The sequence below is a fragment of the Actinomyces sp. HMSC065F11 genome (genome assembly GCF_001813085.1).
Classification (GTDB): Bacteria; Actinomycetota; Actinomycetes; order Actinomycetales; family Actinomycetaceae; genus Gleimia; species Gleimia europaea.
This window is the reverse complement of record NZ_KV811465.1, coordinates 266,903-284,009: the sequence shown is the minus strand read 5'-3', so window position 1 is coordinate 284,009 and position 17,107 is coordinate 266,903. Positions and strand designations below refer to the sequence as shown.

The following is a 17,107-nucleotide window of genomic DNA, read 5'->3' as shown; positions in this document are numbered from 1 at the left end:
TCCGGAGATTTTGATGACAACTGATCGGCTTGCCAAAGCGCTTTCTGCCCAGGAAGTGGAGCATCTGCGCACGCAGTTTCCTATTCTTGGACGCATTGGACGCGATGGTAAGCCGATCATTTATCTCGATTCTTCGGCTACATCGCAAAAGCCCGTTAGAGTGATCGAGGCTGAAGCTGAGTTTTACCGTTTGCATAACGCGGCGGTAAACCGGGGCACGCACATGCTGGGCGATGAATCAACGGGAGCGTTTGAGGCTGCGCGCGAAACGGTTGCGAACTTTGTTGGGGCTGACGCCCGTGAGATTGTCTGGACGAAAAACGCAACTGAGGCTATCAACCTTGTGGCTTACGCGATGTCTAACGTAGCCGCCGGTATGGGAGGAACTCAGGCGCAGCGCTTCCGGGTTGGGCCCGGTGACAAAATCGTTGCCACACGCGCCGAGCACCATGCGAATCTGCTCCCTTGGCAAGAGCTCGCAGCCCGCACGGGTGCCGAGTTCGCGTTCCTCGACCTGCTTCCAGATGGTCGCATTGACCTTGAAACGTTGAACGTAATAGATGAGCGCACCAAACTGGTTGCTTTTACTCACGCATCAAACGTGACAGGCGCGGTGTCGCCGGTAGAACAGATCGTGGCCGCAGCGCGCAACGCGGGTGCCCTCGTTCTGCTTGATACGTGCCAGTCATCAGCGCACATGCCCATAAACGTGCGCGAACTAGGTGTTGACTTCGCCGTGTTCTCTTCGCACAAGATGCTTGGGCCAACCGGTGTAGGTGCACTTTGGGGGCGCTACGAGTTGCTTGAGGCGATGCCTCCGGTACTGGTGGGCGGTTCTGTCATTGCGAACGTGACGATGGAAAAATCGATCTATTTGCCTCCGCCAAACCGTTTTGAAGCCGGCTCGCAGCCGGTGGCTCAAGCGGTGGGTTGGGCGGCTGCGCTCGACTTCCTGAGCGAGGTAGGCATGGATCGGATTGCGGCGCATGAGGAGCAAATCACAGCTGCTCTACTTGATGTGGTTAAAAACGCCGACGGCGTGCAACTACTCGGACCAGCAGATACTAAGAATCGTCTAGCGGTGGTGGCGTTCGCCGTGGAAGGCGTGCATCCGCACGATGTGGGCCAATACCTCGATTCGGAGTCCGTTGCCGTGCGCGTGGGACACCACTGCGCGATCCCTCTGCATAAGTTTTTTGGGGTGCGCTCATCGAATCGCGCTTCGGCGGCATTAACAACTACGCTGGATGAGGTGCACCGGTTCGGTGAAGCCTTGTCGCGAGTTCGTGGTTTTTTTGGAGGAGTGTAAGTGTCAAGCTTGGAGACGTTGTATCAGCAGGTCATCCTCGATCATTCACGCAGGCGTGTTGGTGAGGGGGAGATTCCTGAGGACGTAGATGGAGAGTCCTACCAGGTTAATCCCACCTGCGGTGACGAGATCACGCTCGGCGTTCACGTGAAGGATGGCGAACTCGTTGACTACACCTGGGCAGGTGATGGGTGCTCGATTTCACAGGCCTCAATTTCGGTGATGGCAGAGCTAATCAACGGAAAGTCGATTGCGGAAATCTCGCAGCTGTACAAGGATTTTGAAACCATGATGCATTCGCGCGGAAAGGGCGTTCCTGACGAGCTCCTTGATCGTTTAGAGGACGGCGCCGCGTTTGAGGGCACCGCTAAGTTTCCAAACCGCATCAAGTGCTCACTGCTGGGCTGGTACGCGTTGAAAGACGCGCTGGTGAAGGCAGGAGTCGCATTGGAGGATCAACAATGAGTAATCCCATGGCTAATCCCGAGCCCGTGGAACAGCGCTTCCAGGAGGTCGTACCTGAGGAGGCCGCCGCTACGGTGGATCACGAGAGCCTCGGACAACTTACCGCGCAGGAAGTTGAAGACTGCCTACGTGACGTTATTGACCCTGAACTTGGTATCAACATCGTTGACCTGGGCCTGCTATACGGCATCATGATTGACGAAAATGATCACGTGAATATTGACATGACGCTAACATCCGCCGGCTGTCCGCTTACGGATGTGATTGAGAACCAAGTGCGCATGATGCTGAATGGTGTTGCAAGTGGCGTTACCTTGAACTGGGTGTGGCTGCCACCATGGGGGCCGGACCGTATTACTGAGGACGGTCGCGAACAGCTACGCGCAATCGGCTTCAACGTGTAGTTCTTGCTACGTATGGTTTTGGCTCCGCAAATGCGGAGCCAAAACCAATTGGTAAGAGTTATTTGCCGCCACGCTCTATCATGAGTCGATCTTTCACAACTCTGCGCATGATCTTTCCGATCTGGGAGTGTGGAAGTTCAGAGACTATTGCCAAAGAGCGGGGGAGGGCGTAGTGGGATATTTTCTTTTCTGCCCAGGCGCGTACGTCCTCTAGCGTGATGTTTTCAACGCCCTCATCTAGCACGAGGGCCGCAGTAACCTCTTCTCCTCCGGGAACAGGCATGCCAACGATGGCTACGTCTTTAACTCCGGGCATGGAGCGAATCGCCTCCTCGACTTGCGTGGGGTAGACATTGAAGCCGCCGGACAGGATTAGCTCTTTGCGCCTATCTGCAAGGTAAATGAACCCGTCGTCCACCATGCCTATATCGCCGGTGCGGAAGAACCCATCTTTTGTGAATGCCTGCGCGTTCTCTTCGTCCGCATCCAGGTAGCCGGAAAACACTTGTGGGCCTTTCACGAGGATCTCGCCCGGCTCTCCCTCAGCTGGTTCAACATCGGGGTCGTTGAGGTCTCCCAGACGCATTTGCGTGGAGGGGAAGGGAAGGCCTAGAGCGCCGCGGCGGCGTTGGCTAGTCATGGGGGAACCACACATTGTGGGCGAGGTCTCGGTCATTCCGTACCCCTCGATAATGTACCCGCCAGTGGATTTCTCCCAGCGCTCAGCAACATCGGCCGGTAGCGGCATGGCGCCGCTGATTGCGTAGCGGATCGAAGAAATGTCGATCTTCTTTTCGCGTGCACGCTTTTCAATCCGGTCGAACATGGGCGGAACGCCAACAAAAAACGTCACCGGCGTTCGCGAGTGAGCGGCCAGAGCCATATCAACGTCGAACTTGGGGAGCATGATCTGGCAGGCTCCGTACTTCACCGCGCAAACCAGGAAGAAGCAAAGTCCGAACGAGTGGAAGTAGGGTAGCAACGAGAAGAAGTTCTCAGCGCCCTCGTGCAACCTGTAAACCCACGACAGGTTCTGGTTTGCGTTTGACCCGATGTTCTTGTGGGTCAAAGGAACCGATTTTGGTACGCCGTTAGTTCCTCCCGTGTGCAAGATTGCCGCTATGTCAGAGCCGATTGCATGCGGCGTTGACGGGTCAATTGGGCTGGCTGCACGCACCTTGTCATCCCAGGATAGGGTGCCGGCCGGAGCTGCTAAGCGCATCTGATCGCGAGCTTTGCGGGCCGGGGCGATGGGAAGCGCTAGCATCGTCTTCTTAGTAACCGGCATGTAGCGAGTGATGTCGACGGTAAAAACAGTTTGGAGCTGGTGGCCGGGGCCAAAGGCAAACTTGGAGACTGACTTTTCCCATACGACGGCTACTTTGCCGCGGTGGCGTTTAATTTGCTGTTCAATCTCTGATATTGGGGCGAGCGGATTGTGTTCAGCAGCAATCGCTCCAATGCGCATGAGGGCGTAGAAGACGATCACGTGTTGTGGGCAGTTTGGTAGCGCGATAGAAATGGCATCTCCTCTGCGAACTCCCGCGAGGCGAAGGACGTTTGCAGCGCGATCAACTTCGGTCTTTAGCTGACTGTAGGTAAGTTCCTGCCCAAAGTACTGGGTTGCGGGTCGATTTGGGTAGAAGCGTGCCGTTTCTTCTAGCACCTGGTAGAGGGAGGTTTCTGGCTCCGCGATCTCGTAAGGCACGCCTTTTTCGTAGTGCGAGCGCGCCATCTCGGTGATGGTCGACATGATTCTCCTAAAGGAACTATGCTCTTATCTTACGCTAGCGTAAGTTATTGCCCCTCGCATAATTTATCGCGTCTAGATCACCTTTGTGTAGCATTTTGCCCGCCTCAAAGGGTGGGCAAAATGCGTCGGGATAAAGCAGGTGGTTTTACTGGAAGTAATCCGGGCCGTGTGATTCCTGCGCACGCGGCTGGGCTTGAGACGGTGCAGGCGGAATGATGCCGCGTTGGGCCAGCACCCATTGCGGATAGAGGCCTTGCCATTCTGGGTAGAAACGTCCCTTGGAAAGCTCTCCGGCCAAGTAAACGGCATCGGGCTGCGGCGTCTTACTCGGGTCGTGAACGCGGCTTACTTTTGCCTTCTTCGCCGCGAAAGCGAGGGCAGTGGTAACGGTGCTCATGATCGCTGCAGATAGCAAAAACGAAAGCGGGGTAGAAGTGGTCTCTTCACTGATGAGGGAATCGGAAGTGTTAGAAAACGCCTCGATGGTAAAGATAACCATGTTGTTGGAAGCATGCATGGCAACCGCAGCCTCAACGCCGCCCGTATACCACATGAGAAATACTGCGCACAAAGAGAACACGACCAGGTCGGCGAGGATCCACACGTCCAACGATCCGTGTAGGAGCGCGAATACCGGGGCAGAGGCCAAGGTGGCTACGATCAAAGAAGCCCAGCGATTAGGGATCCACGATCCGAACATTTGCAGGAATCCAGCGCGAAATGCCAGTTCCTCTGCAGCGCTTTGGAACGGGACCAACACGAGCGTGAGTAGTAGGAGGATGGCCAGTTGTGGTCCGGGTTTGAATTCCGTGCCCTCAAGCAAACTCATTGGAATGAAGAAGATCGCGAAGATTGGTATGGCAATGGCGAAGCAAGTGGCCAGCCATTTGTAGCGCAAGCGACCTTCAACCGAGAAAAAGTAGCCCACGCCCGTACGTGCGCCCAACGCCACGCCGGCTAATACGGCGGGAATCAGAACGGCGATGCTAAGCATTAGGACGGTGAAGACAACTGGATCCGTAGCATCGATCTCGCCGGTAAATAGCTGCTCGTATCCGGGGCTGTGGAGGGCGGGTAAGGCTAGGGGAAGTAATGTTACCACGGTTGATAGGGCAAGGAAGACTACCAGCGCAATAACGATCGCCAGAAGAGGTCGGTACCAGCGCCTGTCTGGGCCGGCAGAGAGTTTGTGGTATTCGGCGGGCTCTCGCGGTTGGATTTGCGGTAGGTGAAGCAAAGCGGCCTCCTAGTTGCCGTAGAAACGGGCAAGGGTTTCTTGCTTGTACTCGGTGTACTCACCGTTTCGGATGGATTCGCGGATGCTATCCACAAGGTGAACGGTGAACCATTCGTTATGAATCGTTGCAAGTGTCGAAGCTAGTATTTCGTGAGCTTTGAACAGGTGGTGGACGTAGGCGGTTGTGTAATTTTGGCACGTGTAGCAACCGCATCCGTCAGCTAACGGGCCGAAATCGCGTTTGAACCGTGCGTTCGTGATGTTAACGCGCCCATCGGGAGTGTATATCGCGGCGTTGCGTGCCACGCGTGACGGGTTGACGCAGTCGAACGTGTCAGCACCCGCCTCGATCGCGGCAAAGAAGTCATCAGGTTCAGAGATGCCCAGGAGGTGACGAGGCTTATTATCGGGTAGTGCGCTGGTTAGCCAAGAGACGATAAGCCCGAGATTTTCTTTCTCGAGGGCGCCGCCCAAGCCGAATCCGTCAAAGCCTTCGCTGTTAATACCCAGCTGTTCCAAGTCTGGTGACGTGCGCATTTGGGTGAGGGTACGCGCCGCTTCGTTACGCAAATCTTTGTACTGTGCTCCTTGCAAAACGCCGTAAAGTTGCTGGTACGGCTTGTCGGGATTCTCGGCGGTGAGGCGCCAATGCTGATCTAAGGAGCGCTGCGCCCAGCGGTGCGTACGCGCAAGTGACTCAACCTGATAGTCATAGGGGTGGAGCAGGGAAGTGAGCTCGTCGAAGGCAAACATGATGTCTGCCCCCAGCTGATGCTGAATACTTAGCGAAATCTCGGGGTTGAACCTGTGCTTAGTGCCGTCAATGTGCGAGCGGAACACCACCCCGTCCTCGTCCACGGCGGCGCGGTTGCGGCGAACGGCCTCCGCGGCTTCATCTTCGGCAGTTACCTTCTTGCCGGCAAACTCTTGCGAGAGAACTTTCTTGTAGTTAGAGCCAAGCGACAGAACTTGGAAACCACCAGAATCAGTGAACGTGGGGCCGGCCCAATTCATGAACTTGCCTAGGCCGCACCCGGCCTCCACAATATCTGCGCCCGGTTGCAGGTAGAGGTGGTAAGCGTTTGCAAGTAGGGCTTGCGCGCCAAGCTCCTTCATCATTTCGGGAAGCACACCCTTTACGTTGGCAAGGGTGCCAACCGGGATAAAGGCGGGAGTCTCGATGGTGCCGTGCGCCGTTTGAAGCGTGCCAACGCGCCCGAGAGGACGCGGGCCGTCGCCGGTTTCCACCTCGACTTCATCCAACCACGCCGCAACTTTGAAGCCGCGCGAAGCCTCGATGCGCTCGCGGTGTGCCTGCGTGATTGGCGCGTTAGACATGGGACTCCTCGTAGCTTTCTATGCGCTTGATCCAACCGATCACTCGGTAGGTCACGGGCAAAAGAATCACCTCAACCCCGACTTTATACACGTAGCCGACAAACAGATAGTTCAAAAATTCCGCGCCCGTAATCACGCCGTAGAACGCAACCGTGCAGAAAATAAGGGTGTCCGCGAACTCTCCAACCAGAGTGGAACCGATCAGGCGCGCCCACAGGTGGCGTTCCCCCCACTTTGCCTTGATACGTACTAGAACCCACGAATTCAGTAGCTGACCGGCCAAATATCCGAGTACAGATGCAGCCACAATACGCGGAACAAAGCCCAGTACGGCAACAAAAGCTTCCTGGTTTTCATAGCCTGGACCGGCTGGTGCCGCACCTACAACGAGGAAGGTTAGAGCGGCAAGGATAGAGAACGCGAAGCCGGCGAGTATGGCTCGGCGCGCACGGGAAAATCCGTAGACTTCCGACAGCACGTCACCAAGAATGTAAGTGAGGGGGAACAGTACGGCACCGCCATCGAACACTAAAAGTGCGGGGCCGATATGGATTCCAATTAATTTGGTTGCTGCAATATTCGAAAGGATTAGCAGGGCAACGAATGAGATCGCGACGATGTCATAAACGCGCGGCTCACGGGTTTTCACACTGTTTAAAGTCACGCGGTAAACATACTACAAGGCCGGTTTAGACTCTATTCGTTACCCATTTACACTGGTCATTGTGATTAATGTTTCGAACCTTACTGTGCGGATTGGCCCGCGCACCCTTTTGCAGGGCGCCAGCTTCCATGTTGATAAGGGAATGCGGATCGGTTTGGTGGGCCGCAACGGGGCCGGCAAAACTACAACCATGCGCATGCTGGCCGGCGAACCGGATCGGGGTGAAGCCGAGTTTGATGGCACCGTGGTGCGTCGTGGCAGCCTCGCCTATTTGCCGCAGGATTCGCGTGTAGCGGACCCGCAGCAGAAGGGGCTGGACCGAATTTTATCGGTGCGAGGCATTGATCAGCTGCTTGCGAAAATTGAGAAGGCGCAAATACAGATGAGCACATTGGAGGGGCCGCGCCAGCAGAAAGCTATGGAGCGCTATGTGCGCCTAGATCAAGAGTTCACCAATCAGGGCGGGTATGCCGCCAAAGCGCAGGCTTCCCAGATTGCGTCCTCTCTCGGTTTGAACGAGGATCAGCTCTCGCGCCCCCTCGGGACCCTCTCAGGTGGTCAGCGTCGCCGCGTTGAACTCGCGCGCGTCCTATTTTCCGAGGCTGAAGTTCTGCTCCTTGATGAGCCTACGAACCACCTCGACCATGATTCCCTAATCTGGCTTCGCGACTTCTTGAAGACGTATCCGGGTGGGATGATAATCATCTCTCACGATGTGGCGCTGATCCGCGAGACCGTGAACCATGTGATGCACCTGGACGCGGACCGCGCGGTTGTAGACCAGTACAACATGGGCTGGGATCTGTATTTGAAGCAGCGAGAAGAAGACGAGCGGCGGCGCAGGCGTCAGCGGGCAACAGCTTTAAAGAAGGCGGAGGCGCTACGCGCGCAAGGCGAGAAGATGAGGGCGAAAGCAACCAAGGCGGTAGCTGCCCAGCAGATGCTTCGCCGCGCGGAAGAACTCGAGGCCAGCGTCGAGCCGGTGCGACAGGTAGAGAAGGTTGCGCGTCTGCGTTTCCCAGAGCCTGCTGCGTGCGGAAAGGTGCCGTTGCGTGCCTCTTCGCTTTCGAAAACCTATGGATCGCTCGAAGTCTTTACAGGCGTTGATTTGGCCATTGACCGCGGCTCGAAAGTGGTAGTGCTTGGGCTGAATGGTGCGGGTAAAACTACGCTTCTTCGGATCCTGGCTGGAGCTCTCAGCCCCGATACTGGCGAGGTTGAAGCCGGTTATGGATTGAAGCTCGGTTACTATGTGCAGGAACACGAGACGCTAGATCCAAACAAAACCGTGCTGGAGACGATGGTTGCGGCCGCACCCGCATTCGACGACACCCGGGTTCGCAATGTCCTTGGCCAGTTTCTGTTTTCTGGTGAGGACGTGGATAAGCCTACGGCTGTGTTGTCAGGTGGGGAGCAGACCCGGCTCGCTCTGGCCACGCTAGTGGTATCGGCCGCTAACGTTCTGCTGCTTGACGAGCCAACTAACAACCTCGACCCAGCCTCACGAGAGGAAATCCTCTATTCGTTGAAAACATACGAGGGGGCGGTGGTGCTCGTAACGCACGACCCGGGTGCGGTGAAAGCGCTGGAGCCAGATCGCGTGCTTCTGCTACCCGACGGGGATGAGGACCTGTGGGATGACTCTTACTTGGAGCTCGTGACTCTCACTTAAAGCTGGTGGCCATCGTTTAAGCTTGCGCGCTCTTCTTCGGTGAGTGAGCGAGGGTCTACGGGCTTGGGGGCTGGTGCGGTGGCCGCTTCAACCTCGCTGATAGGAACAACGCGATGGGGGAAAGACCGTAAGCTGACAAATTCGGTGAGGAAATCGCGGTGCCTCTCGCACGCCAGCCAGGTTTTTTCGCGCGCAGCATGGATCTTTGGGTTAGACCAGATAACCGCCCAGCGAGCTACTTCGGTGCACTGGCGGGCTGAACAGACGTGGAAATGCTTTTCGCTCACGCCCCAATACTATAGTTTGCCCGCAAGGTCCTCGATTCGCCCTACAAAACCAGTGCGCGATCTCTTAGAGTTGAGGCATGGGGCAAACACTGATTCTTGTCCGTCACGCCCAGGCGCGTCACGGGGGTATGCGGGACGAGTTGCGCCCGTTGACCAGGGCTGGCCAAGAGCAGGCTCGACAACTTGCCCGTAGAGTAAAAAATTTAATAGGCAATGGTGTGATTCTGCATTCTCCGGCGGTCCGTGCTTTACAGACCGCGCGGGAGATTGCCCGCGAGAGCGGCGGTCAGCTTCTGCAACTGAACGAGCTTTACTACGCGGATGAATATGATCTGTTGCGATCCATACCTGCGTTAACCGGCCCTGTGATGGTGGTAGGTCACGCGCCGACCATCCCGTACGCGGCTGCGCTGATCGCACTCGGTGAGGGCAGTGACCTCATCGTCGCCCGGGGCTGTCCAACCGCCACTGCCTACGTGTTCGAGATCCCCGACTTAACCCAGTTACGGCGGGCCAGCGCCGCCCTAAAAGATTTGATTGTCACGCCCGCTCGGTGACTTTTGTAATGCCAAAATTGTGACTACAGGCAGGGGGCCAAGAAGCCGATCCCTGGTGTAGTTGGAGTATGGAAACAAAAACGAATGCTCCCGCGGTCTCGGTTGCTTCAGTTGCCAAATCGTTCAAATCCGTGCAGGCACTAAAAGGCGTGTCGTTCGAGATTGAACGTGGTGACATAGTTGCGATTCTTGGACCAAACGGGGCTGGCAAAACAACACTGATAGACACTGTTCTTGGACTTTCCAAGCCGGATAGCGGAAGTACTAGCCTTTTTGGCCTTACCGCAAGCGAAGCCATTGCGAAATCCCTGGTGGGAGTCGTCATGCAAACGGGTGGTCTTTTACCAAACGTTTCTGTGCGTGACACGGTTAGTGAGGTCGCGGCCGCATTCCCGAAGCACATTCCGGTAGCGCAGGTGCTGCAAGAGGCTAACCTTTCCGAGATTGCTAGACGCAAGGTGGGGAAATGCTCGGGCGGCGAAATGCAGCGCATTCGGTTTGCGTTGGCCCTACTGGGAGCTCCTGACCTCCTAATCCTTGATGAGCCTACGGCTGGCATGGATCCTCGTGCCCGGCGCGACTTCTGGACCACCATGGAGTCACAGGCTAAGCGCGGACGCACAATCATCTTCGCTACGCACTACCTCGAAGAAGCGGAACATTTTGCTAAGCGCGTCATCTTTATGAATGAGGGCGAGGTCGTAGCTGACGGAACCGTTGATGAGGTGCGCGGTCTGGTTGCCGGCACCACGGTGGAAGCCCATATTGATGGCGCCTTGACTTTGGAGCAGGTGCGTGCATGGCCGGAGGTGCTAAGTGCTCACCCGGAGGGGCAGAAGGTGTCTATCTCAACGGGTCTTTCAGACGCTGTTGCACGGCGCTTGCTAGATGCTGGGGCAACGAATCTTCGCATTAGTTCAGCTTCGCTTGAAGACACGTTCTTTGAGCTGACGGAAAGGAGTGGAAAATGAGCGCAAACTTGGTAGCTTCGCGCCCAGGTGCGTACGTGTTTTACAACGTAAAGAGGCTGCTTTCAGATTGGTCGCTATTAGCATTTGGCATCGGCTTACCCGTTGTTCTCTACCTGGTTTTTGGCGCCACCTTGACAGACATGGATGTACGCTTGGCGCACGGAAACTTCGCGGCTTACGTGATGATCTCAATGGCTGTTTACGGTGGAATAACCGGGGCGGTTGGGCAGATTGGCAGCGTGGTGGTGGAATCGAACACCGGATGGTCTCGCCAGCTCGCCCTCACTCCACTTACTCGAGGGAAGAGGATAGCAGGGCTTATCGTGCCCGCCTTGGTGAGTGTCGTACTTCCGGTTGCCGCCGTGTTCCTCACGGGATTCTTGACGGGATCTGAAATGAGCGCAAAGGCTTGGGCTACTGGCTTCGTGTTTGCATGCCTGTCATCCATTCCATTCACGTTCTATGGTTCGGCAGTCGCATACGCGTTTCGTTCTCCAACAGCCGTGTCAATCGCTGCTACTGCATTGGTTCCGTTAGCGTTTTTTGGCAACATGTTCGCCCCGATATCGCCCACGATGTTGAAGATCGGCATGTTCACACCCATGTATGGTCCATCTGCACTGTCTCGTTACTGGCTAACCGATGGGGCACAAAGCATTTCTCAAGATCCTTGGTTTGTACAGCATGATCTGTGGGTAGGGATAGTTAACATATTGGTGTGGGCGGCCGTGTTCGCCTTGGCAACCGCGCTACTTCGCAGGAGGACCTTGGAGAGACAATGAAAATGAAGGCCGCAGCGAAGTTCAGCTGGACTGACAGTGCTTATGCTTCCGTCTGGCTAATCTTCTTAGTTTTCTCGATCGTCTCGCTAGCCACGGATAACATGCCTAGCCCGCAGCGCACGTTCGGATTCGTCTTCCTCATCATGTTCGCGCTGATGTATCCCATTGCCAACGGGTATTTAGGTAGTTGGCCAGAGGGGCCAGTTGGTCAGCGTGTGGCTTTTTGGTGGGCGGTGCTCTGCATCCCCATAATCGGGTTCAGTATTTTTGTGAGCCCTCTGTTCAGCTACGTGTTCTTTCCCTACATGTTCGCAATTACGGTATTCACACTACGTGGGCCAGTGCGGCTTTGGCTGGCAGCAATATTGGTGGCGGCGTGCACCGTCCTCGCGCTGCTCTTTGCGCCAAGTAAAACGATCTTGATGGTGTGGTTAGGCCACGCGCTACTGTCGCCAATCCTGATGCTTCCAATCGCGCTTGTGTCGGAGAAGGTTGAGCGTCAAGATGCCCTCGCTGCCGAGGTTGCGATAGCTCACGAACGTGAAGAGATAGCAGCCGACTTGCATGACCTGCTGGGGCAAACCCTCACGCTCCTTTCCCTGAAGGCAGATGTTGCGGCGAAGGTAGCTGAACGCCAGCCGGAGAACACCGCAGTAGTAAAAGAGAGCCTGGATGAGATCGCGGGCCTGTCAAGAGTTGCCCTCGCAGAAGTGCGCGCTGCAGTAACTCGCACCCGAATGCCAGACTTTGCCGGTGAGATGCAAGCTGCAAGAAGGGCTTTGCAAACTGCAGGCATCGCAGTCCAGTCTCCGGCTCCAGAAGAGTCAGCTCGCGTCGCCGGCGTGAACTCCTATCTCTTTGGGTGGGTGCTTCGTGAAGCCGTAACCAACGTGGTGCGTCACTCGGACGCATCTTCCTGCACCATCAACGTCACGCCCACATCCATAACCGTTAGTGATAACGGGCGTGGATTTCAGCAAGTCGGCGCAGGTGGGTCCGGTCTTTCCAGTATGAAGCGTAGAGTCGAAGAGGCCGGGGGAAGCGTCGCTATAACGGGCGATGAGGGCACAACGGTTGAAGTTCGCATGGCGGGGAGGAACTAGCGATGGAAGCAATCCGTGTCGTAATCGCAGACGACCAGCATCTCGTGCGCGGAGCACTTGCCGCTCTGCTGGCTCTCGAAACTGACATTGAGGTGGTGGCGGACGTTGCAACGGGTAATGAAGCGCTTGACATCGCGCGCCGCAAGGAAGCGGACGTGCTGGTGCTGGATATTGAAATGGGGGAGGAATCCTTAACTGGCCTTGAAGTTGCTGAGAAAGTATCGCAACTTCACCTGCCTGCGCGGGTTCTAATAGTCACTACGTTCGGTCGCCCCGGATACTTACAGCGAGCTCTTGAAGCTGGGGCCCTCGGATTTATCGTCAAAGACACGCCATCGTCGCAGCTAGCTGAAGCGGTGCGGCGCGTCCATCGCGGTCTGCGCGTGATCGACCCTGCGCTCGCGGAAGAGTCCTTGTTTACGCCGCGTTCTCCGCTATCGGAGCGGGAGGCAGACGTGTTACGAGCCGCCCTTGCGGGTGGGTCGATCAAACATGTAGCCGAGGCGTTGGGCTTAAGCCAAGGAACGGTGCGAAACCATATTTCGTCGGCTATAGCAAAGGTTGGGGCAGACAACCGTTACGAGGCGTCGAGGATAGCTCGGGACCGCGGCTGGCTGTAGCTCCACTTCGAACCACGCATCCTGTTTGGGCTGAGAGGTTTTCCTCTCAGCCCATTTTCGCGTCCACGGTGCTCCTCCTGGTTCCGAAGATTGACGCAAAACACAAAAATCCCTCCACCTCACTCCACACTTAATTTTGGCTATTTAGCAGGCTTTATTTATGTTCAACATTTGGAAATCGCGCTTATATTGTTCCAATGGGGTTGGAAGTGGGGTAAAGTGGTGATAACCGAATAGGTGTGGTTAGCGACGGGGAGGTGAAACGTGTTCCTAGGTACGTATGAGCCAAAGCTAGATCCGAAGGGGCGCGTGATCTTGCCCGCAAAGTTTCGTGAACAGCTTTTGGAAGGCTTGGTGCTAACGCGAGGTCAGGACAGGTGCCTGTACGCGTTTCCAAAGTCCGAGTTTGAAGGCATGTTCGACCAGCTACGGCAGGCTCCGCTGAGCTCAAAGCAGGCACGCGATTACGTTCGCGTGATGCTCTCGGGCGCTTCAGACGAGTTGCCGGACAAGCAGGGGCGAATCACGATCCCGCAGAACCTTCGCACCTATGCGGGTCTTACTCGCGATCTAGCTGTCATAGGAGCTGGCGCGCGGGTGGAGATTTGGGACGCCGAGCAGTGGGCAATGTACCTCGAGAATCAAGAAGAGGTCTTCTCGTCTACTGCCGACGAAATTATTCCGGGAATGTTCTAGTTCATCCTGGTCTCCAACCGAGAATCCGAAGTCACTTCCCCGGCGGCGGACGCGGTGGGAGTCCTGGCTGAACTAGTTCGTAATGAGAGGGGGCATCGTGGAGCTTTCGCCTGAAGCAATCAGTGAGCTACATGATCCCGTTCTCGTATCCAACGTTCTTGAATTGCTGGATCCAGTTTTGGCCAATGGTGGTGTGCTGGTAGACGGGACTCTCGGTATGGGTGGCCATACCGAGGCGGTTCTTAAGGCCTTCCCAAATGCTTCGGTTATCGGTATTGACCGAGATCCGCGTGCGATTGAGCTGGCCAGTGCGCGCCTTGCGCAGTTCGGATCTCGTTTTACTCCGTTTCTCGCCACTTATGATCAGATTGAAAGCGTCATTGCGCAGGCTGGTCTATCAGCGGTTGATGCGGTGTTCATGGATCTGGGTGTCTCATCCCTTCAGCTCGATGACGATGAACGGGGTTTCTCGTATTCACGCCGGGCACCCCTAGATATGCGCATGGATCAAACCGGCGGAATGAGTGCTGCGGATTTGCTCGCGTCTGCTAGTGAAGCTGAGCTTGCTCGAATCCTGCGAGTTTATGGCGAAGAGAGGTTTGCCAGCCGGATCGCGCGACGCATTGTCTTGACACGCGAGGAGCAGCCGCTTACGGACTCTTTGCAACTAGCGGAGCTGGTTCGTGAAACGATTCCGGCGGCAACGCGGCGCTCGGGTGGACACCCCGCGAAGCGGACGTTCCAGGCCCTTCGAATAGCTGTAAATGATGAGCTCACGATTTTGGAACGGGCGTTGCCCTCCGCGCTGTCGACTTTGCGCGTTGGGGGTCGCTTGGTGGTGGAGTCGTACCAATCTCTCGAGGATCGCATCGTTAAGCACCTATTCAAAGAAGGCTCTACACCCCTGCAAATGCCAAAGGGGTTACCGATCCGGCCTAGTGAACAGCCGCAAGCTCCTTTGGAACTTCTTACGAGGAAGGCGATTCAAGCGTCGGAGGCTGAAGTTGCGGTGAATCCGCGGGCTAAATCGGTGCGCTTGCGCGCGGTCCAACTTAACACTCCCTACAACAAGCAAGATAAAAGGAGCTCCCAATGACGTCGAGCGCTCTAAGAACGCGGCCGGCTCAGCCAAGGCGCGAGCAATCACGTCCTCCTCTTCGCGTTATCGCGTCCGAGGCTGGTCCGCGAGCTGCTTTCCCCGTGATTGCTATAGTTGCGTTGGTGTTGATCGCGGTACTTGCTGTGAACCTGTTTATCACTACCCAAATGGCGCAAACCGCCTACGAGATTCGCGACTCACGTGCGGAGCTTGTTCGGCTGACTGAAGAGACGCAAACACTACGGCAGAAGTTGCAGGTGGCCTCATCTCCGGCAGCGTTGCAAAAGGCGGCGGACGCGCAGGGCATGGTCCCTGCAGGTCAGGCGGGTTTCATTAAACTGAGTGAAGGTAGTGTAGAGGGCGGAATCGCAGCCGTTCGTTAGTTAGGAGGCCAGGTGAGTAAAACGCAGGCCGGCTCGCAAACGGCGACACGTGTATTTTTTGGCATCGCTATCTTCTTTTTCGTTGCGATTATGCTGCAGCTGATTAATGTGCAGATAAGTCAAGGAGCTGATCTGGCCGAGCAGGGTAGGTCGGTGCGCATGCATGCGGCAACGATTGATCCGCGGCGCGGAGACATCGTAGATGCTAATGGAAGCACGTTTGCAACCACAGTGGAGACCTACCACATTGCGGTAAACCAGGTGAATATCGCCAACACCAAAGTGTGGGACATCGACGAAGAGGGTAACCGAACCCAAATTGGGGCGGGCCCCGTTTTTGTTGCGCAAAAACTTGCTCCGGTTTTGCAGATGGACGAGGCCGAGGTGGGAGGCCAACTGATTGGCAACTCCACGTACCACTATCTGAAGAAAGACGTTGACGTTGAGACCTGGCGGAAGGTACGTGCACTACAGATTTACGGCATCGAGTGGGAGCCTTCCTACAAGCGCGTGTACCCAAACGACACGGTCGCAGCCTCGATTATTGGAACCATCGATGCCGAAGGAAAGGGCTCGTCGGGTCTTGAACTCACGCAGGACGCTAAGCTAACGGGTCAGCCTGGTCGCATGGTCCAAGAGTATGGCCCATACGGTGAGGTCATTCCGGGTGGCAAAACGATCTCGGAACCAGCTGTTCAAGGCGCGACCGTGCACACAACGCTACGTTTGGATCTACAACACTCCACTGAGGAGATTGTAAATAAGGCCGTGGAAACCTATTCGGCCCAGTGGGGAAGCGCCATTGTTCAAGAGATCTCTACGGGCAAGATCTTGGCCATGGCCGAATCGGGAAACAAACCAATTACCAACCAGCCACAGCCGGTTAAGAGCGTGCAATACTCGGTGGAGCCCGGCTCTATCGGCAAGATTTTGACATTTGCCACTGCCCTTGACGAAGCAAAAATTACCCCCGTCACCCCGGTGCTGTCGCAGTACAAGTACACAACGCCAGATGGGCAAGAGTTTCAGGATTCACACGAGCATCCTGACTACACGCTCACCGCAACGGGTGTCCTTGCGGAATCTTCTAACACCGCTACCGTCCGTGTCGGATCGATGGTTACTGACGATGAGCGCTATAAGCTTATGAAAGCAATGCACCTTGGCGAGGCAATTGATATCGGTCTGCCGGGGGAGGCTCCCGGTATTTTGGTAGAGCCGTCACAGTGGGATGGACGTCAGCGCTACACCACTATGTTTGGGCAAGGTTACGCGGTAACCCAGCTCCAGCAGGTTGGAATGATGGCTGCCTTTGCTAACGGGGGTGTGTATCAGCCTGCCCGCCTGATTGAAGGGTGGACTAGTCCGGACGGTACTTACGAGGCCGCTTTGCAGCGCGAACCGGAACGTGCGCTCGACGCAGATACGGCTAAGACGGTTTTGACGATGCTTGAATCAACGACGGCCGATGAAGAGGGCACGGGCTATACGTTTAACGTTGAGGGTTATCGCATAGCTGCGAAGACGGGTAGTGCCGAGGTTTTCGAGAATGGGCTGACGATTGGTACGGCCACGACAGTTGCAGGTGTTGTTCCCGCCGATAAGCCGGTTATTGCGGTTTCGGTTATCTTGTACCTGCCAAAGTACGGAATCCTTGCTGCTCAGTCTGCGGGCCCGTTGTTCAAATCAATTGTTACAGAGTCGGTGCAAAATCTGGGTATTCCAGGCTCGTCTGAAGAGGCCGTGCTTTACCCGATGAAGCCTTAG

At 55.9% G+C, this 17,107-nt stretch carries 18 protein-coding genes; 13 read left to right on the top strand and 5 right to left on the bottom strand.

What is annotated here, in order from left to right; translation table 11 throughout:
* Nucleotides 1-13: 13 nt before the first annotated feature.
* Genes HMPREF2891_RS02240 through HMPREF2891_RS02230 form a run of 3 tightly spaced genes read left to right on the top strand, consistent with a single transcriptional unit; the run spans nt 14 to nt 2,178 of the window.
* Nucleotides 14-1,309 (top strand): aminotransferase class V-fold PLP-dependent enzyme, encoded by a 1,296-nt coding sequence (locus HMPREF2891_RS02240; protein WP_070619759.1) that lies wholly within the window; start codon nt 14-16, stop codon nt 1,307-1,309.
* Nucleotides 1,310-1,774 (top strand): Fe-S cluster assembly sulfur transfer protein SufU, encoded by a 465-nt coding sequence (gene sufU / locus HMPREF2891_RS02235; protein ID WP_070619762.1) that lies wholly within the window; start codon nt 1,310-1,312, stop codon nt 1,772-1,774.
* Nucleotides 1,771-2,178, top strand: coding sequence for a metal-sulfur cluster assembly factor (locus tag HMPREF2891_RS02230; RefSeq protein WP_070619765.1), 408 nt, complete (start codon nt 1,771-1,773; stop codon nt 2,176-2,178). Before sufU ends, HMPREF2891_RS02230 begins: the two co-directional genes overlap by 4 nt.
* Nucleotides 2,179-2,236: 58 nt before the next feature.
* Here HMPREF2891_RS02230 and HMPREF2891_RS02225 read toward each other — a convergent pair whose 3' ends face one another.
* The 4 genes from HMPREF2891_RS02225 to HMPREF2891_RS02210 all read right to left on the bottom strand — a co-directional run bounded on the left by HMPREF2891_RS02225 (nt 2,237) and on the right by HMPREF2891_RS02210 (nt 7,170).
* Nucleotides 2,237-3,931, bottom strand: a complete 1,695-nt coding sequence (locus tag HMPREF2891_RS02225; RefSeq protein ID WP_070663747.1) for an AMP-binding protein — start codon at nt 3,929-3,931, stop codon at nt 2,237-2,239.
* Between the two features lie 145 nt (nt 3,932-4,076).
* A complete protein-coding gene (locus HMPREF2891_RS02220; protein ID WP_070663746.1) occupies nt 4,077-5,168 on the bottom strand; it encodes a type II CAAX endopeptidase family protein in 1,092 nt (363 codons plus the stop codon).
* A 9-nt stretch (nt 5,169-5,177) separates the two neighbouring features.
* Nucleotides 5,178-6,506, bottom strand: coding sequence for a tRNA guanosine(34) transglycosylase Tgt (gene tgt, locus HMPREF2891_RS02215; RefSeq protein WP_070663745.1), 1,329 nt, complete (start codon nt 6,504-6,506; stop codon nt 5,178-5,180).
* Nucleotides 6,499-7,170 (bottom strand): queuosine precursor transporter, encoded by a 672-nt coding sequence (locus HMPREF2891_RS02210; RefSeq protein ID WP_070663744.1) that lies wholly within the window; start codon nt 7,168-7,170, stop codon nt 6,499-6,501. Before HMPREF2891_RS02210 ends, tgt begins: the two co-directional genes overlap by 8 nt.
* A gap of 61 nt (nt 7,171-7,231) precedes the next feature.
* Here HMPREF2891_RS02210 and HMPREF2891_RS02205 point away from each other — a divergent pair, with 61 nt between their 5' ends.
* Complete coding sequence (locus HMPREF2891_RS02205) at nt 7,232-8,842, top strand: ABC-F family ATP-binding cassette domain-containing protein (protein WP_070663743.1); 1,611 nt, start codon at nt 7,232-7,234, stop codon at nt 8,840-8,842.
* Here the strand turns inward: HMPREF2891_RS02205 and HMPREF2891_RS02200 are convergent.
* Nucleotides 8,839-9,129, bottom strand: coding sequence for a hypothetical protein (locus HMPREF2891_RS02200; RefSeq protein WP_070619782.1), 291 nt, complete (start codon nt 9,127-9,129; stop codon nt 8,839-8,841). The genes HMPREF2891_RS02205 and HMPREF2891_RS02200 overlap by 4 nt on opposite strands.
* Nucleotides 9,130-9,206: 77 nt before the next feature.
* Here HMPREF2891_RS02200 and HMPREF2891_RS02195 point away from each other — a divergent pair, with 77 nt between their 5' ends.
* The 9 genes from HMPREF2891_RS02195 (at nt 9,207) to HMPREF2891_RS02155 (ending at nt 17,107) form a co-directional block, all read left to right on the top strand.
* Complete coding sequence (locus tag HMPREF2891_RS02195) at nt 9,207-9,686, top strand: SixA phosphatase family protein (protein ID WP_070619785.1); 480 nt, start codon at nt 9,207-9,209, stop codon at nt 9,684-9,686.
* A gap of 68 nt (nt 9,687-9,754) precedes the next feature.
* Entirely contained in the window at nt 9,755-10,657 is a 903-nt protein-coding gene (locus HMPREF2891_RS02190) for an ABC transporter ATP-binding protein (protein WP_070663742.1), read from the top strand.
* Nucleotides 10,654-11,439: an ABC transporter permease gene (locus tag HMPREF2891_RS02185; protein WP_070663741.1), complete on the top strand. Its 786-nt coding sequence runs from the start codon at nt 10,654-10,656 to the stop codon at nt 11,437-11,439. Before HMPREF2891_RS02190 ends, HMPREF2891_RS02185 begins: the two co-directional genes overlap by 4 nt.
* On the top strand, nt 11,436-12,542 hold the full coding sequence (locus HMPREF2891_RS02180; protein WP_070663740.1) for a sensor histidine kinase: 1,107 nt from the start codon (nt 11,436-11,438) through the stop codon (nt 12,540-12,542). Before HMPREF2891_RS02185 ends, HMPREF2891_RS02180 begins: the two co-directional genes overlap by 4 nt.
* 2 nt (nt 12,543-12,544) lie before the next feature.
* On the top strand, nt 12,545-13,162 hold the full coding sequence (locus HMPREF2891_RS02175) for a response regulator transcription factor (RefSeq protein ID WP_070663739.1): 618 nt from the start codon (nt 12,545-12,547) through the stop codon (nt 13,160-13,162).
* Nucleotides 13,163-13,426: 264 nt separating this feature from the next.
* Nucleotides 13,427-13,858: a division/cell wall cluster transcriptional repressor MraZ gene (gene mraZ / locus HMPREF2891_RS02170; protein ID WP_034510360.1), complete on the top strand. Its 432-nt coding sequence runs from the start codon at nt 13,427-13,429 to the stop codon at nt 13,856-13,858.
* Nucleotides 13,859-13,955: 97 nt separating this feature from the next.
* Nucleotides 13,956-14,954 carry a 16S rRNA (cytosine(1402)-N(4))-methyltransferase RsmH gene (gene rsmH, locus HMPREF2891_RS02165; protein WP_083311199.1) on the top strand — a complete coding sequence of 333 codons (999 nt, stop codon included), beginning with the start codon at nt 13,956-13,958 and terminating at the stop codon, nt 14,952-14,954.
* Nucleotides 14,951-15,340, top strand: a complete 390-nt coding sequence (locus HMPREF2891_RS02160) for a cell division protein FtsL (protein ID WP_034510357.1) — start codon at nt 14,951-14,953, stop codon at nt 15,338-15,340. Before rsmH ends, HMPREF2891_RS02160 begins: the two co-directional genes overlap by 4 nt.
* A gap of 12 nt (nt 15,341-15,352) precedes the next feature.
* Complete coding sequence (locus HMPREF2891_RS02155) at nt 15,353-17,107, top strand: peptidoglycan D,D-transpeptidase FtsI family protein (RefSeq protein WP_070663737.1); 1,755 nt, start codon at nt 15,353-15,355, stop codon at nt 17,105-17,107.

What these genes read in the sequence shown, in the direction of transcription:
- HMPREF2891_RS02225 (WP_070663747.1), bottom strand. Translation starts at nt 3,931, where the DNA reads ATGTCGACCATCACCGAGATGGCGCGCTCGCACTACGAAAAAGGCGTG.
- tgt (WP_070663745.1), bottom strand. Translation starts at nt 6,506, where the DNA reads ATGTCTAACGCGCCAATCACGCAGGCACACCGCGAGCGCATCGAGGCT.
- HMPREF2891_RS02185 (WP_070663741.1), top strand. Translation starts at nt 10,654, where the DNA reads ATGAGCGCAAACTTGGTAGCTTCGCGCCCAGGTGCGTACGTGTTTTAC.
- HMPREF2891_RS02175 (WP_070663739.1), top strand. Translation starts at nt 12,545, where the DNA reads ATGGAAGCAATCCGTGTCGTAATCGCAGACGACCAGCATCTCGTGCGC.
- HMPREF2891_RS02160 (WP_034510357.1), top strand. Translation starts at nt 14,951, where the DNA reads ATGACGTCGAGCGCTCTAAGAACGCGGCCGGCTCAGCCAAGGCGCGAG.
- HMPREF2891_RS02230 (WP_070619765.1), top strand. Translation starts at nt 1,771, where the DNA reads ATGAGTAATCCCATGGCTAATCCCGAGCCCGTGGAACAGCGCTTCCAG.
- HMPREF2891_RS02190 (WP_070663742.1), top strand. Translation starts at nt 9,755, where the DNA reads ATGGAAACAAAAACGAATGCTCCCGCGGTCTCGGTTGCTTCAGTTGCC.
- HMPREF2891_RS02180 (WP_070663740.1), top strand. Translation starts at nt 11,436, where the DNA reads ATGAAAATGAAGGCCGCAGCGAAGTTCAGCTGGACTGACAGTGCTTAT.
- HMPREF2891_RS02195 (WP_070619785.1), top strand. Translation starts at nt 9,207, where the DNA reads ATGGGGCAAACACTGATTCTTGTCCGTCACGCCCAGGCGCGTCACGGG.
- HMPREF2891_RS02240 (WP_070619759.1), top strand. Translation starts at nt 14, where the DNA reads ATGACAACTGATCGGCTTGCCAAAGCGCTTTCTGCCCAGGAAGTGGAG.